21 protein-coding genes and 1 pseudogene are annotated in these 13,682 nt (G+C 47.5%); 1 reads left to right on the top strand and 21 read right to left on the bottom strand.

The window, feature by feature from the left end; genetic code table 11:
• Positions 1 to 69: 69 nt before the first annotated feature.
• The 6 genes and pseudogenes from KNO70_RS07780 to KNO70_RS07755 all read right to left on the bottom strand — a co-directional run bounded on the left by KNO70_RS07780 (position 70) and on the right by KNO70_RS07755 (position 3,534).
• Positions 70 to 903, bottom strand: a complete 834-nt coding sequence (locus KNO70_RS07780; RefSeq protein ID WP_214812059.1) for a DUF2785 domain-containing protein — start codon at positions 901 to 903, stop codon at positions 70 to 72.
• Positions 904 to 975: 72 nt separating this feature from the next.
• Entirely contained in the window at positions 976 to 1,173 is a 198-nt protein-coding gene (locus tag KNO70_RS07775) for a hypothetical protein (protein ID WP_214812056.1), read from the bottom strand.
• A gap of 160 nt (positions 1,174 to 1,333) precedes the next feature.
• A pseudogene (radC, locus tag KNO70_RS07770) lies at positions 1,334 to 1,636 on the bottom strand (RadC family protein); the annotation flags it as partial.
• Between the two features lie 157 nt (positions 1,637 to 1,793).
• Positions 1,794 to 2,108, bottom strand: a complete 315-nt coding sequence (locus KNO70_RS07765) for a hypothetical protein (RefSeq protein WP_214684639.1) — start codon at positions 2,106 to 2,108, stop codon at positions 1,794 to 1,796.
• Positions 2,109 to 2,194: 86 nt separating this feature from the next.
• Positions 2,195 to 2,578: a hypothetical protein gene (locus tag KNO70_RS07760; RefSeq protein ID WP_214684641.1), complete on the bottom strand. Its 384-nt coding sequence runs from the start codon at positions 2,576 to 2,578 to the stop codon at positions 2,195 to 2,197.
• Positions 2,579 to 2,604: 26 nt separating this feature from the next.
• Positions 2,605 to 3,534, bottom strand: a complete 930-nt coding sequence (locus KNO70_RS07755) for a hypothetical protein (RefSeq protein WP_214812053.1) — start codon at positions 3,532 to 3,534, stop codon at positions 2,605 to 2,607.
• Between the two features lie 374 nt (positions 3,535 to 3,908).
• Here KNO70_RS07755 and KNO70_RS07750 point away from each other — a divergent pair, with 374 nt between their 5' ends.
• Positions 3,909 to 4,154: a hypothetical protein gene (locus KNO70_RS07750; protein WP_214812050.1), complete on the top strand. Its 246-nt coding sequence runs from the start codon at positions 3,909 to 3,911 to the stop codon at positions 4,152 to 4,154.
• Positions 4,155 to 4,185: 31 nt separating this feature from the next.
• Here KNO70_RS07750 and KNO70_RS07745 read toward each other — a convergent pair whose 3' ends face one another.
• From KNO70_RS07745 to KNO70_RS07680, 15 genes are all read right to left on the bottom strand, one after another.
• Positions 4,186 to 4,425 carry an SPP1 phage holin family protein gene (locus tag KNO70_RS07745; protein WP_214812048.1) on the bottom strand — a complete coding sequence of 80 codons (240 nt, stop codon included), beginning with the start codon at positions 4,423 to 4,425 and terminating at the stop codon, positions 4,186 to 4,188.
• On the bottom strand, positions 4,425 to 5,435 hold the full coding sequence (locus KNO70_RS07740; RefSeq protein ID WP_214812045.1) for an N-acetylmuramoyl-L-alanine amidase: 1,011 nt from the start codon (positions 5,433 to 5,435) through the stop codon (positions 4,425 to 4,427). The genes KNO70_RS07745 and KNO70_RS07740 overlap by 1 nt, the downstream gene beginning before the upstream one ends.
• A 13-nt stretch (positions 5,436 to 5,448) precedes the next feature.
• A complete protein-coding gene (locus tag KNO70_RS07735) occupies positions 5,449 to 5,883 on the bottom strand; it encodes a hypothetical protein (RefSeq protein WP_214812042.1) in 435 nt (144 codons plus the stop codon).
• 101 nt (positions 5,884 to 5,984) lie between these two features.
• On the bottom strand, positions 5,985 to 6,134 hold the full coding sequence (locus tag KNO70_RS07730) for a CD1375 family protein (RefSeq protein ID WP_214812026.1): 150 nt from the start codon (positions 6,132 to 6,134) through the stop codon (positions 5,985 to 5,987).
• 34 nt (positions 6,135 to 6,168) lie between these two features.
• The gene (locus KNO70_RS16115; protein ID WP_371816096.1) at positions 6,169 to 6,303 is read right to left on the bottom strand and encodes a CD1375 family protein; all 135 of its coding nucleotides are present in this window, start codon (positions 6,301 to 6,303) and stop codon (positions 6,169 to 6,171) included.
• A gap of 4 nt (positions 6,304 to 6,307) precedes the next feature.
• On the bottom strand, positions 6,308 to 6,724 hold the full coding sequence (locus tag KNO70_RS07725) for a hypothetical protein (RefSeq protein ID WP_214812023.1): 417 nt from the start codon (positions 6,722 to 6,724) through the stop codon (positions 6,308 to 6,310).
• Positions 6,725 to 6,736: 12 nt separating this feature from the next.
• The gene (locus KNO70_RS07720) at positions 6,737 to 8,713 is read right to left on the bottom strand and encodes a sialidase family protein (protein WP_214812020.1); all 1,977 of its coding nucleotides are present in this window, start codon (positions 8,711 to 8,713) and stop codon (positions 6,737 to 6,739) included.
• A 1-nt stretch (position 8,714) separates the two neighbouring features.
• On the bottom strand, positions 8,715 to 9,332 hold the full coding sequence (locus KNO70_RS07715) for a phage tail protein (protein ID WP_214812017.1): 618 nt from the start codon (positions 9,330 to 9,332) through the stop codon (positions 8,715 to 8,717).
• Positions 9,333 to 9,347: 15 nt separating this feature from the next.
• Positions 9,348 to 9,989 carry a hypothetical protein gene (locus tag KNO70_RS07710; RefSeq protein ID WP_214812015.1) on the bottom strand — a complete coding sequence of 214 codons (642 nt, stop codon included), beginning with the start codon at positions 9,987 to 9,989 and terminating at the stop codon, positions 9,348 to 9,350.
• A complete protein-coding gene (locus KNO70_RS07705; RefSeq protein WP_214812001.1) occupies positions 9,986 to 11,155 on the bottom strand; it encodes a baseplate J/gp47 family protein in 1,170 nt (389 codons plus the stop codon). The genes KNO70_RS07710 and KNO70_RS07705 overlap by 4 nt, the downstream gene beginning before the upstream one ends.
• Positions 11,145 to 11,504, bottom strand: a complete 360-nt coding sequence (locus KNO70_RS07700) for a contractile injection system sheath initiator (RefSeq protein ID WP_214811998.1) — start codon at positions 11,502 to 11,504, stop codon at positions 11,145 to 11,147. The genes KNO70_RS07705 and KNO70_RS07700 overlap by 11 nt, the downstream gene beginning before the upstream one ends.
• Positions 11,501 to 11,878 carry a Gp138 family membrane-puncturing spike protein gene (locus KNO70_RS07695; RefSeq protein WP_214811995.1) on the bottom strand — a complete coding sequence of 126 codons (378 nt, stop codon included), beginning with the start codon at positions 11,876 to 11,878 and terminating at the stop codon, positions 11,501 to 11,503. The genes KNO70_RS07700 and KNO70_RS07695 overlap by 4 nt, the downstream gene beginning before the upstream one ends.
• On the bottom strand, positions 11,875 to 12,726 hold the full coding sequence (locus KNO70_RS07690; protein WP_214811992.1) for a phage protein: 852 nt from the start codon (positions 12,724 to 12,726) through the stop codon (positions 11,875 to 11,877). The genes KNO70_RS07695 and KNO70_RS07690 overlap by 4 nt, the downstream gene beginning before the upstream one ends.
• Positions 12,723 to 13,085 (bottom strand): phage baseplate plug family protein, encoded by a 363-nt coding sequence (locus KNO70_RS07685; RefSeq protein WP_214811989.1) that lies wholly within the window; start codon positions 13,083 to 13,085, stop codon positions 12,723 to 12,725. Before KNO70_RS07685 ends, KNO70_RS07690 begins: the two co-directional genes overlap by 4 nt.
• A 12-nt stretch (positions 13,086 to 13,097) precedes the next feature.
• Positions 13,098 to 13,679, bottom strand: coding sequence for a LysM peptidoglycan-binding domain-containing protein (locus KNO70_RS07680; RefSeq protein WP_214811986.1), 582 nt, complete (start codon positions 13,677 to 13,679; stop codon positions 13,098 to 13,100).
• Positions 13,680 to 13,682 lie beyond the last annotated feature (3 nt).

Raw genomic sequence — 13,682 nt, 5'->3', positions numbered from 1 at the left:
AAAAACACCTCATTTGTTTTCTAATCAACATCTTGATTCGATTAGAGAAAACTACTTTAATTGATCACATCACAACTTTTTCAGTGTGACGAGAATAGATTGTTGGATCAGATCATGCCGCTGTTCTTCGTTTAAACGGACATATAGGCTCTTCAAGAATGTTTTCACATTATGGACGACGTACCAATATTTTTCCTCATCATCAAGATGTTGCTTACATTCTTCTAAGTGATGTGGAAGCTGCTCTACATAGCGATGAATGACTTCAGAATCCATCCCTCGTTCGAGTAAACGTAGGAACGGATGGATGAGACGTTCGTCTTCATCATGCGCCAATACCTCAGAACGCATGATTTGATGGATGATGACGTGGAAGAGTTCCGGAAATGACACTGGATCCAGTTTCGGATTTGCAATCAGTTCGTCCACCGCATCTGCCGCGTGGGCAATCGAATGGGCCCATCCCTTGCCATTCACATAACCTCTTGTATCTCTCTCGAGCTGAAGATATCGAATCAAACCTTCCGCTGCCTGCTGGAATTGGTCTTTTGTTAAAAAATCCTCTTCAACGTCTCGATGCAGAATCAAAGCCATCAATAGAGTCGTGAACGCTCTCGTGAAGACAGCGTCCGACTGCGTTTCCTTAATTCTATGAAATAAAAGATCATGCGATGACGTCTCAAGAAGTTCACTCATCTTGTCGAAATCGATGTCTTTTTGTTCGATGATGAGGCGAAAGAACATCGTGTAAATGAGTCGATCACGGAGTTCGCCGTCCGGTGACCCGATATGCTGAACCATACTTGTGAGAATGGCTTCTTTGTTTTTTTCGTAATACGTCAAATCCCCATCTTTCATCACCTGGAGGACTTCTTTTAATTCGTTTTCCGACAGTACATTCATATGCGTACACCGCTCTTCTCAATTTGATTCATCATCTACTCTTTGGCCAAATGACAGTTTAAATAGCGTTGTTCATTCAGACCTTTCATTCGGATGTTGTAATAACTCTTCTTCTCCGGAATAGATCATCCACAAACTCAACATCAAACAAATCAATCCGCCCAGACCAGTCGTGATCAAAGACAATTGCTCACTAAAAAAGGATTTACTGACTGCTAAGAAAAGAAGAAATCCCCATCCGATCACATTCCATATCGTGATTCGCGACATTCGGTAACCTCCTATGTACAAACTTATGCATCATTATTTCTACGCTCTTCAAATTCTACACTTCCATTCATCGATTTCCAACTATATCCAAAATTTAATGAGGTTCCAGTGCTCTCGTAAACACAAAAGAGCAGACATCACGATGCCTGCTCTCTACTTCTCACCCATTCATATATCCCCGCTGCTTCATGCTGACGTAATGGTCTTCCCCGATGATGACGTGGTCGAGACAGGCAATGCCAACGATATTGCCTGCTTCGACCAATCGCTCGGACACCTCGATGTCTTCCCGACTTGGGGTCGCGTCCCCGCTCGGATGATTGTGCACGGCGATAAAGCATGCCGCTGACAACTTGAGCGCCTCACGAAACACATCGCGCGGGTGGACGATTGACGAATTGAGCCCTCCGACAAAGAGCGTCTTCCAAGCAATCAGTTGGTTCTTCGTATTCAAATACAAACATCTTTACTAGATATAAAACACAATTATTTAGTTCATGATTTTATTGCTTATTTATAAGGAGAATATTAAATAGTAAAACTGAAAATCATAGAAAGTCAGAAGCAATATAATACTATTTAAAAGGACCTCACTGTATATTGAGTGAGGTCCTTATCGCTTATTTTGATATCAATTCACTAATTGAAATTAACGAACCTACCGTTCCCAAACTATTCATAAGAAACTTTATCATCTTCTTTGCCGTACTCGGATCATTACTTTCATTCGCTACTTTAAGTCGGTCTGCGTAAAACTCTGCTTGTTCTCGCTTTGTTTCGTCTTGAATTCCCTTTATGTCTTTTAACAAGACCTCAAATGCTTGAGCAAATTCTTCTCGATTATTATTCATATTTTGGTTCACATTTTGTCCTTGTATTACAGTGTTCTCGGCAAAGTTGTTTCCAGATATACTACCTATTACATTCTTATTCAAATGAACGCCTCCATTAATAGTAACAAATAATATTCCTTTTTTAATTAAGTCCGAAATAAGCACAAATTCATTCATCGGAGATAATGTTAAATCGCTACTAGAGAATTCTGTATCGTCAACTTTTTTTTTACGCTTTCTAAATAGCTATCTTTAAAGTAGAAAACCAAATGAGAATTTTCTAAATCAGGGACGTATTCATTTCCACATATACGACATTCAATTTCGTACTCAGGAATTTTTTCGTCAATATCGAAATGCTCATCCGGGTGATTGTTCTCTTCACACAAAGTTTCTATCTTAGCTTCTAAAATGGCGAACGAACCTTTACTTCTAAATAGCAAGTATTCGTTTACTTTTTCTACATCGGACTGATGAGACGCAGAGTTAATTTGATAAGCGTTAAAACGTCTATGGTTATCCTTAGCCAAATGTTCTAAGACTCTATCGACCATCCCTACGTCAATGCTCATTCAAATCACTCCCTTCTCATCAAAATTTATTCTACAGTAACTACTTGTTTATATCGTACTTCGGCGAAAACATCAAAAATCCTTTTAATTATTTTTTCACTGACCTTAGTTTTGAATTGGAATCCACCGTTCATATTAACTTTAAATTTTACATTTGTAGAATAACCAGAGTCTTGTTCTTCATAATAGACGTTTAGCGTCTGTGCTAGGTACTGTTTAGTCATGTAAGATTGTTTGTATTCTTCTAGATCTCTCAAATCTTTTGTATCACGATCAGCAGATACCGCGTATCTACCAATACCGTTACTACCTAAATGCTCTCCTTCAAGTAAGCCTGCTTTTAGAATTCTTGCAATTTCTTCTGTCTCTTTTTCAGTAACTTTAGTCAGAGGAACTTTTTCGAACTCTAAAGGTTTTACATCATCAGAAACAAGTCCCTGAATCAACTTCAAATATGTAGTGGAAGCTTTATAACCTGCTCTCACTTCAATGAATAAAGGAGAACCGAATCTAATTATAGTAGTAACTCTTCTGGTGTCTATTCGAGTAATGATGCCATATCCATCTGCGACTTCTACTCTCACACCTGAAATCCATTGTATTCTTAAACCATTTTCTATTTCCTGTATCAAATCAATCTGAGGTACTTTGTCTATCTCAGGTTTCATAGATGTATTAAGAACATTAGAAGTTTTTAATTTTCTTTTTAATTGTTCAAGGAATTTCGTTTTCCCATTAAATTCTTGAGGGAAATTTCTGATTTCGAAAACATTCAAAGAAATCATTCCAGCGAATTGATATTCTTGAAAGATGCTTTCAACTAGAGATTTTCTATGTGTAATCAAATCTTTGTACATAGCGTCAATACTATTCTTTGGGCTAATTATTTGTTCTTTATTGATGTGGTGCTCCAAACGATCTTTCGGTACAACCTGCTTGAATAACACATGATTCATTCGTAATTCCTCCTGAAAACCAACGAGAGACTATTTAAATGAAAAGAATCCTTGGCAGACGTCCTTAGAATTCTAATAGATATATAACTTCAACATAATATATCAATAGACTACATCATGGCAGACTCTTTTCATTTCATGCATATTTTCACGTCTATCTATTGGGCATTTTTACATAGTGTACCATAATTTTTTAACAGTGTTTGCCATCATTTATTAGTGATTAACATCATTTTTTCTGTTTTAGAGAAATACAAGTCGTGTATTAGACTTCCTACTGTACTTTAGTAATGATGATTTACACATCCGGATTTCAACTTAATTTCACATGACTTTAGCTTTTTGCTGAATTAAACTCATGGAGAGGTGATGAAATGTCACGACAGAAAAAATACATGCGGCGAGCGAGCAAAGAAGAATTAACATGGATTTATAAAAGATTATCAACCTCTCTCGAGAGAAATGATGTCATCTTCAGCGTTGAAAAAATCCTAAAAGGTCGAGTTTTATTGCACATCAGCTGTGATGGCGACCTATGCTCTGTGTACTTCAATTTCATGACAGGTCGTTTTTCACGACCAATAGATTTGCCTGTTCCTGAAAAAGACATTGCCCAATAAAAAAGGCCCCACTCGTTTGAGTGGGGCTTCGTCATTGCTTCTTCAATTCATCAAGATACAGCTGAGCCTTTTGGGCCTTTCTCGTGATGTTGCTGTTCTTCCACCACACCCACACGATACCTAAAAAAGTGACCATACCCGAAAAAACCGTCGCGACCTCTTCTTCTGAGAACGGTAAAGGATTTAGCCCTTTCGATATCAAGAACAAGTTGAGAAGTCCATACAAAGGGACGATTAGACGTAGCAACGCCGCTATAATTGGATTCTGCATCAGATTTCCTCCACGTTGATTTTTTTAGCGTTTTTCTTCAGTGCATCTGAAACCGAAAGCACAATCCCTTCGTCAGCAGAGAACGCACCGACTTGTTTCCCATCCACAACCACTCGCTTGAGCTTAGGTTTTGGTTTGCCGGTAGTCGGTTCAGGCGTTTTCACGGGCATATAATCAAAGTTATCACCGGATTGAGCAGGCAACCATTCACCAGAGAACAGTTGATACCATCCGTTCTTTTTGGCGTAAACATGACGGGTCTGTCCCTTCTCGACGATTGCGCCGGTTTGTGTTCCCCATTCCGGACGTGCATATGCATGTACGACTTTTTTAGTAATCAACGATCCGATTCTAACTGTAGCTGCAGGTGGTTTGATGGAAGGTGGAGCAGCAGGTTTTGTGACTTCCGGTTTTGCTGAACCTTTGTACGGGACACCATAGAATTCACAAGCGGCCATAGCAATTTCGACGGCACATTCACGCTGGAACGCCTTGTCAATCATGAGTAAGGCTTCTCGGTTGTTATCCATAAACCCGAGCTCGAACAAGACTGCAGGCATTTTCGTGTTGGCCGTGACATAGAGTTGTTGTTTCACAACGCCACGATTTTTCTGAACCGTCCCTTTGGCCAAATGCTTGAGCGCAATCTTCGCGAACTCCTCTGACTTGCCACCAGATGGGTCGATATGAGCGGAGAATCCTTCCGGGTCTTTTCCGGCTCCGTCAAATTTCCCATCAATTGCATTGTAATGAATCGAAATGAACAGGTCCGCTTTGGCATCGTTCGCCCGTTTGACACGTGATTCGAGCGAATGGTCCGCATCTCCCGGCGCGGTCTCAATCGTATCGAACCCACAACGATGAAGCTCCTCTCCGAGAAAATGGCACACCGCCTTGTTAAACTCGTTTTCTGGAATGAATCGGCCAATCTCTTTGATGAATGGCGTCCGTTTTCCCGGCGTCAATGGTGCAAGACCATGGCCATCGTCTCGTGCGATTTTTTTAGTCATTTGAATGCCTCCCTTATTTAAGTAACAGCCCGAGCAAAGTCGTCACGCCACCAATCGTCGGGACGATGATGAGCGACCACTTCCCGATGGTCTGCATGACACGGTCGTGGCGTTTGTCTTGGACCTCTATTTCGAGCTTGTCCTTGTTATATTTACGTTCTTCTTTGTTCTCGAGAGCGGTGGCCAACTGACTGATGACCGTTTCCTGTGTCTTGAACAATCCTCTGGTCATCTCTTGGCCATCACGGATGACCTCTCTGGTCTCACGCGATACCTCGTGCAACGTGATTTTCAATTGATCCTGCGATTTCTCGACCGCGTCCAATTTCTTGTTGATGGACGTGATATCGTCCCGCATCTTCTCGTCTGACTTCTCCAAGAGCGCGATCCGCTCCCCGTGGTTTTGGACTGTTTGAATGATCGAATCCATAGTGTTAGCCCCTTCCATTCCGATGACCCCCTTGTTGCGATTTTTAGATGCGTTGTATGCTGTGTGCGATAACTGTGATGTAAACAAAAAGGACGCCCGTTTGGACGTCCTTCGCTTGCTTATGCTGTGGGTTGTGGTTCTGCACCTAAGATTTCAAGGACGATTTCACGAAGATTGCCGACATTTGGAACATCGTCAATTGTCATTTCACCTGCAAGGATTAGAACTGCATACGATTGAGCAATACGTGATTTTGTTGTGAATACCATTCTGAACAACTCCTTTGTTAGTTTGAGTATAAGTTTAATTCGCTTGCGCCAGTACACTTGAGACGACTTCACGTAGATTTTGATAGTCCGGAACGTCATCGATCGTCTTCTCCCCTTCTTGGATAAGCAAGACATAACTTTGTACAACCTTATTTTCTTTGGTGAACACCCCCTTAACCTCCCATCAACATGATCATGGTCTCAAACATTTCGGCGTTTGAACGTGCCATGTCCAAACGCATCTCATTCATTTTCTTATCGTTTGCAATCTTTTCCGCCTCAAGTTCTTTGATGCGATTCGTGAAAGATTCCTCCGGCTGTGTCGTCGGTAATTGTCCCTTGGCGCGCCAGAGGACTTTCCCTTTGTCGACTTTCACAGGGTCAGAGACCGAGAGCTCGTCTTTGTATTGGTCCCATTGAAGTCGGATGAGACCAATCACGTTCTTGTCGACAGCTTGGAGTTGATTGTGTGAAGCGATGTCCTGCTCCAACGTCTTCTCAACAATCCATGCGTCTTCATTTTGATTGATGAACAACAGCACATCACCTGTGACGAGATTGTAGTAGATTTTTCCATTCACTTTTGGCATGATGACGCCTCCTTATGCTAATGCGATGTAATTGGCCGGTGTGACACCTGAGTTGAAGAATGGAACAAACTCGAAACCAGTTTCGAGAATCCGACCGTCATATTGTCCCGGTGTGCCGACTTGGTTGATTGAGCGATCCGCGTTGTTTGAGCTCGTGTATCCGTTATCGCCTTTCGAAATGCCAAGTGACAGGTTTTGGATTGCGCTGTTCCCGATCAGTTGAGAATCCTCTGTGATGAAGTATAAGAATGTTCCAGTATTCGCGACCGGTGTAGCTGGTGGTGCGCAGAAAATAATGACGATCTTCGGACGAAACGCTAGATTCGTGACAGATTGCAATATTCCGGAGTTGAGTGAGTTAAAAGACCCTCTCGAGACTTTCATGATCGTCCCGCTCAATGTCGCCGCGATAATCGCGTCAAACGTTGAACCGGCAGGCAAACCGACCTGTGTGGCAATGGTCTCCCGCTTTTGAGAGATACGTTTTTTTGCATCGGCGGTCGCTTTGGTCGTCTCAATCAGTCCGGCTGTTGTTTTCAATTTCTTGTTGAACGTGTACGTCGTTGTAATCGTGGTGCCATTCGAATCCGTCACGATCACCTCGATTGTGTTTACAAACCAGAAAGCAAGTGCGTCCCAATTGGCTTGAGGGATGACCAATGTCCGCGAGAGTGATGCCGGGTTGTTGAAGGTATTGAGTGTCGTCCCGTTCAACTTTTCGACGATTTGTGTGATGGTCGAGTTCTCCTCTGGGGTGACAGTATAACTCGTGATTGTCGGTGTCTCTTTGTTCCCGAGAGCGTCGGACACAGGAGAGGTGCTCGAACCTGTGAAATACGTCCCACTGAAATAGGCATTTGATCCGTAGTAACGAATCAACGGCGGCAACGTCATGAAAAGACTGAACGAACGGTCGAACAGGACGGCAGGATTGAAGTAATCATCACCGTTGATAGAAGAGGCGGCACCCCATGATGAACCGACATAGCTCTTGATACCCGTGACGGTGACGTTCGTCCCTGCAGGGTTTTCTACCTTATCCCAGAGCAACATGACCTTTCCGGTTTTGTCTGCTGTGAGTGATGCGTTTGTCTGGTCGTACAGATTTCCGTTCGTCTGCTTGAGAGGCACGGACCACGTATCTCCACCATCATCCGAGAATACGGTGAAAATGTTGAACTTGGCTGTGTCCGTCGCATCCTTCCCGTGCCATGTTGCCCAAATTCGGCCGTTCGAAAGCCCGTTGATGGATTTTGGAATGAACTTGGCGTCTGGAGCCAACTGTGGACGTGAATTGTTGAAAATGAGATATTTCGGAGACATACCGTTCCAGTTGTTTCCGACTCTGTACGCGAATTGAATGTCATTTTGGCTGAAACCGCTGTTGTCGAAAACACAGATGATTCTAGGCTCGTTGTTATACATGACGATTACAGGTTGGATGCAACCGATGCGGCCGGATTGATTATGGGACGTTACAAATTCAGCCGTGGTCCAGGTCACCGAACCGTCACCTGCAATCGTACCTTTGAGATAGCGGATGTTGAACGTGTTCGCATAGGTTGGTGTTTTGGCACTGAAGGCGTGGTGCAATTCCGTACCTGTATCGTTGATTTGCAAATCCTCACCGTTGAACTGACCGCTGTTCGATGAGTTGTCAATCGATACCGCCGAAAGACTGACAGTCGAGTTGACGGTCAGCGCATCGAAGTTGAGAAACGATGTGGCGCTTGACGATGACGTGTGGAGTGTTGCAAAGACCCGAGTCCCTTTGATGGCCAACGACCATGAGAGGACGTTCGAGGTCGTCATGAAGGCGAGCGGTTCCCATTCGCTTGTCGGCGTCTTCTTGATCCGGAACCGGAGTACCGAGACGGACGGCGCATAGACCGCCGCCAAAATCCATCCGTTCGAAAGGAGTTGGGGACGTGCATTTTTATATGTCTGATACGTCCCCGGCATCATGATTTCATTCGAGATTGTCGGCATCTTATGCGCCTCCTAACCATTGTGTTGTTGCGTTGGCCAAACTAAGTGTCCCGGCGAGCGCCTGCCCGATTTCTTGAATCCCACCCTCGACGTTCCCAGAGGTGAAATAGTTCCCAGCATCGGTAATCGTGATGTCAGTTGCGGTCGTGGCAATCGTCGGGAGTTGAGCGGTCGGAACCTTCCCGTCTGCCCCGAGTGTGGCCACGCCGTTCACTTGACCCTTTTGAGAGGTCGGGATGCGTCCGTTGGCATTGTCGTTCGCCTGTTTGACACTGTTCGGCGTTGCCGCTTTGGTCGTGCTTGTTGAAGCGACGGAATCCTCTAGCACGACGATCCCTTTGATCGTGGTCGATGCATCTGTAGGCGCCGAGATGTTCAGTTGGGTGGCAGGGACTTTCCCGTCCGAGCCCAATGATGCGACCCCGTTGGCCACCCCTTTTTGGTCCGTGTTGATGGCCTCAAGTTGAAGCTCGATGAGCGCTTTCGACGTGTTGTAGAAGAACCAGTTGAAATAGTCTGCAGGCGGTCTCTGGTTGATGGACCATCCCGAATCTTTGAGCGATTGTGGAGGATTCACGCCAGGGGCGTTCCATTCCGGAATCTGTTGTGAGTAAGGCATAGCGTTCATCCTTTCTTAAAGTGGTAGGTTTTGATCATTGTCCGGAATCAATAGCCCGGACAGCGTCCCTCCGGTCGTCTCTGCTACATCCGCGAATCCGAGCGTGCTCGACTGTGGTGTGGACCCGCTCGCAAACGTGAACGTCCCTGTGAGCTCGATGGATGCGACCTTCACGCCGGGAGCTGCCGCACGTTTCACGATACGACCGAACTGGGATGGTGAGATTCCTGTGGCCAACAATTCACCGAGCGGGAGCCCGGCCATCTTGATGGCAGCGGGTTCCGGTTCGAGCGGGTCGTCCGGCATCTCTTCAATGTTGATCAGTGACGGTTCAACATCGAGAGACACGGCGATCGTGCCGATGATGTCGTCAATCGTCCCTCTCGAACGAGCCCTTGCCGCTTTCGATTTGACGAGGAGCCGAAGGATTTCGTCCGTCGATGCCCCTCGCTGTTGGTCGATGTTCCCCGCCAGTTGTTCGAGCGGTTTCCCTTTCGCTTGGTCGATGTCACGCCACTGTTCGACCTTCTCGGCCGTGTTCGTCAGCGTGTCAAGCTCACCGCCCAGAATCTCGAACACCTTGGAGATGTTCGAGCCGGGCGTCTTGTTCCAATAGTCGGCCAACATGGCCACAATCTTTTTCCCGCCGTTCGTCATTCTAACGTCACCTCGATCTTGTCATGGCTCGTCTGTGCCACCTGTGAGTCATCGATGGTGATAGAGGGCTCGGTGAAGATGAGGCCGTCCGTTGATGTCTCGACAATCACGTCAGAGACACCGGGAGTCGCATACACGGTCCCGATGAGACGAGAGAAGACGACGTCACCCCCCATGCCTAGACCTGCATAGAGACGACCGTCTGCATCTTGGCCACCGATATATTGGACGAGCGATGTTTTGACCCGAGCCTCACCATCGAACGGGAACGCGTCGTTCCGAGTGATCGTGAGACGGAGTATGACGTCCACCTCTTCCGCTCGGTCAAACTTCACGACCTTGTCCCGACCGCTCATGTCCTTGACCGTCACGGACTCTGTGCCGAACGTCTGGATGCCCGCGGGCTTTGCTCCGAGGAGAGCGGTTCCGATTGCCTCGTCATCCCCATCGAGCACGACAGCCCGAATCGAATGAGGTGGCATCCCACCGACTTCCTCGTTCTGGTCGTTCTCGAAGATGGTCGCGGCTCGGACACCCTCGACCGCCAGAAGGTCGTTCTGGATGTTGGACGTCCCACCGCCTGCGACCGCTTCGATGATGCGGACACGAAACTCGTAATCTTCTTCCCGGTCTTGCCCGTTCGTGATGGTCAGTGTGTTGTTCACGCTCGTGAACTCCGTGTCCGGTTCGACGAGCTGGGTGAGCACGTTCGCCCCCACGTTGAACGCCGTTCCGGATTCCAACGCCTCGACAGGGACGGTGATGTTCCCGCCTGCGCCGATGGTCGCCTCTTCGGTGGTCTGATAGATCGGCGAGCCTTCCGATTCGCCTGTCAGTTCCGTTCCGAGCGGGATGACCTTGCCGATTGTCCCGATGATGGTCACGGACCCGCTTGCAGGTGTCGCCCCTCGTCTCCGGATACCGACCAACTTGGCCAGACGGTCGAGCTGAACGCCCGTGGCCGTCGATACATAGCCGCTATAATACACCTTCTCCAAGATGATCCATGCCAGGGACAAGAACCATGCGAACAGGCGTAATAAAAGACCCAAGAACGCTCGAGCGGACGTATTGATGTCCGCCCCGAACGATTCACGGGCCTTGATTTCCATGTCTTGCAACAGATCGTCATAAGTCTTTCGACGGAACCCTGTCTCATCCAACATTCAAGTCCACCTCACTCTCAATCGTTTCTCCGGATTCGGCGATGGCGGTGAAACGGGCACTCGCTTTCCGATTCTGCTCATCTCTCGTGACGACGATTTCCGCGACCGTCTCGATTCGTTCCTCTTGTGAGAGTCCGGCGAAGACCTCCGCTTGGATGTCCTCTTCGGTGACGCCTTTCCCGAGCATGTTCAGATATTCGATGCCATGCTCCGGCTCAAGGACGAACTCGCCCAGATTAGTTCCGAGTGTCGATTCGATGCATTGACCGATCTCGTCGATACCGTCCACCATGATGAAATCGTTGCCCTGTATCACGAGGTCGCTGTCCGTGAATTTCAAATCTTTCATGCTAACCCTCCTATCAGAATCGGGTCGTTCAAGCTGTGACGACGAAAGTCTTGAGGGAGTGACAGGCGTCCTTGCAAGGCGTTCTCGATGTCCCGCTCACAAAAGCTGATGACGACCTTGTCACCCTTCTCATAGTCCGGCTCGATGGTCTTCGAAACACCATCAATCTTGACCTTTTGGACGATGGCCGGCACCTCAATCAAGAGTGGCAGCGGTTCACCGTCCTCGTCACCCCGTTCCATGGTCATGATGAGCGGTTGAATGTCATATGTCCCGTTCGGGTTGACCCGCTCCACACGACCGACCGTCGTCGTCCGTAATTCATATAGTTTCTGTTCGATGTAATCATCGAGCACTCGGATTGATCGGCTCATGCCTTGACCACCTCGATTTCTGTCATGAAATCAGAACCGTTCCAATAATGACGGCCACGCTTGACACGGAACCGCCCTTTGACCGAACGGCTGTCGATGCTGATGAGGGAGCCGACACCGACACGGAATTGGAGCAAGGCGTGGACCTTGTACCCGCTCTCCTCGTCGTTCTCATAATACTCTGGCGAACCGATCAACCCGGTATCGCTTGAGAAGGTGAACTGTGTCGATGTGGCCACCTCCGTGACCGTACAGAAATAGAGGCGCTGTTTGTGGATGAACACTTGCGCCCGGCATGTTTTGGCCAACTTCTTCAATTCATCGAGCACTTTACCCTCTACGGTATATCCTTTTGAGAACGTCACGTCACGAGGGACACGAATCTTCCCGACCGCCACGCCAAGCAAAGGGACGAGGTCGCGGACAATCTGGGATGCCTTCGTGTTCTTCGCATACGTCTTTTTCCTCGTCTTCTTGACCTTCTTTTTCTTCTTTCCGATCACCTCTGTCCGTTCGGGCAGTTCGATTCCATCGAGGCTCGGACCATCGATGACGGTGATCCGTGTGATTTTATCGACACCACTCATGACCGTCCTCACAGACGATACACGGGATGTGAGGATGACGCCCTTCCCGTCCGACTTGTAACCCGCCGTGAGGGACAACCGTTCGTTACGCTTCAAATATGCGATTGTGGAGCTCGACAGGTTGAAGACCTCGATGACGGATTCGTTCGGGTCGGTGTCATCATCGAACACGACCTCGAAACGCAAGGTCAGTTCGTCCGAGTCGATGACGACCCGTTTCCCGACTTCAAGGATGGCGGTGCGGCCGAATGTCGTTGTCATAGGGCACCACTTCCCTCGTCATCGACGATCGGTTCAGATACATCGAACAGGAACACCGTGTCTCCGAGATTGTCGAACGTGATGCTCCCTATCTTTCCGGAAGGGTCGAACGGGACGAGCTGATTGAGCGGGAGCCGTTCATCCACGACATCGTCGAACAACTGCTGTCCATAGACGAGCGGTTCACCGAAAACAATCGGCTCCTCATCCGAGTCATACAGGTCCACGGTGATGAGTCCCGTCGGCTCGGCATATCTCACATCGAAGAAGAAGACCTCTCCGGCGAGTGTGATGTCGAACCGGTACGGGATGAGCGCCTTGTCGATGTCGATGTATCCATATTGTTCAGTCTGTTCCAATGCGCCCACCTCCTAGGGAATTAAAAACCGCTGACCGGGATAGATCAGATTGACGTTCTTGATGCTGTTCCGATTCGCGTTGTAGATTCGAGCATAATCAGGCTTGCCATAATATTTCTTTGCGATCGCCCAGAGGGTATCGCCCTTCTTGACCGTGTAATAGCGTTTGGTCGATTGTTTGGATTGTGTTTTTTGGACGGTACCGCCGTTTTGCTTTTTGGCGGTCTGTGAATTTCGTTTGACCGACGAGCGGGCAATCCGGACTTCACGTAGCTGCATGTCGAACGCGAACCCGTTCGCGATCTTCGAATTCTGTCTCTTGTTGAAAGACAGGATGATGACGTTGGTGAAGCGGGAGCGCCCGACATAGGTCAAGACACGCCCCTTCTCCATCGATTCCATGAAATACTTCTCAAGCCGGGCCACATGTTGCGATGAGCCGACCGCCTTTCCGGTGATGCTGAATGTCGCATTGTTTGCCTTGACATGGTCCGTTAGCTTCACGCCCTTCTCGACCTCATGCTCTGTGGCATTGACCGAGAAGAAACTAGACTCTTCGATGACCTTGATCTGGTACGTGCCTAATTTCGCCATACC

Origin of the sequence: Exiguobacterium sp. s181 (assembly GCF_018617125.1) — a bacterium.
Lineage (GTDB): Bacteria > Bacillota > Bacilli > Exiguobacteriales > Exiguobacteriaceae > Exiguobacterium > Exiguobacterium profundum.
This window is presented reverse-complemented; position numbering and strand designations above follow the sequence as displayed.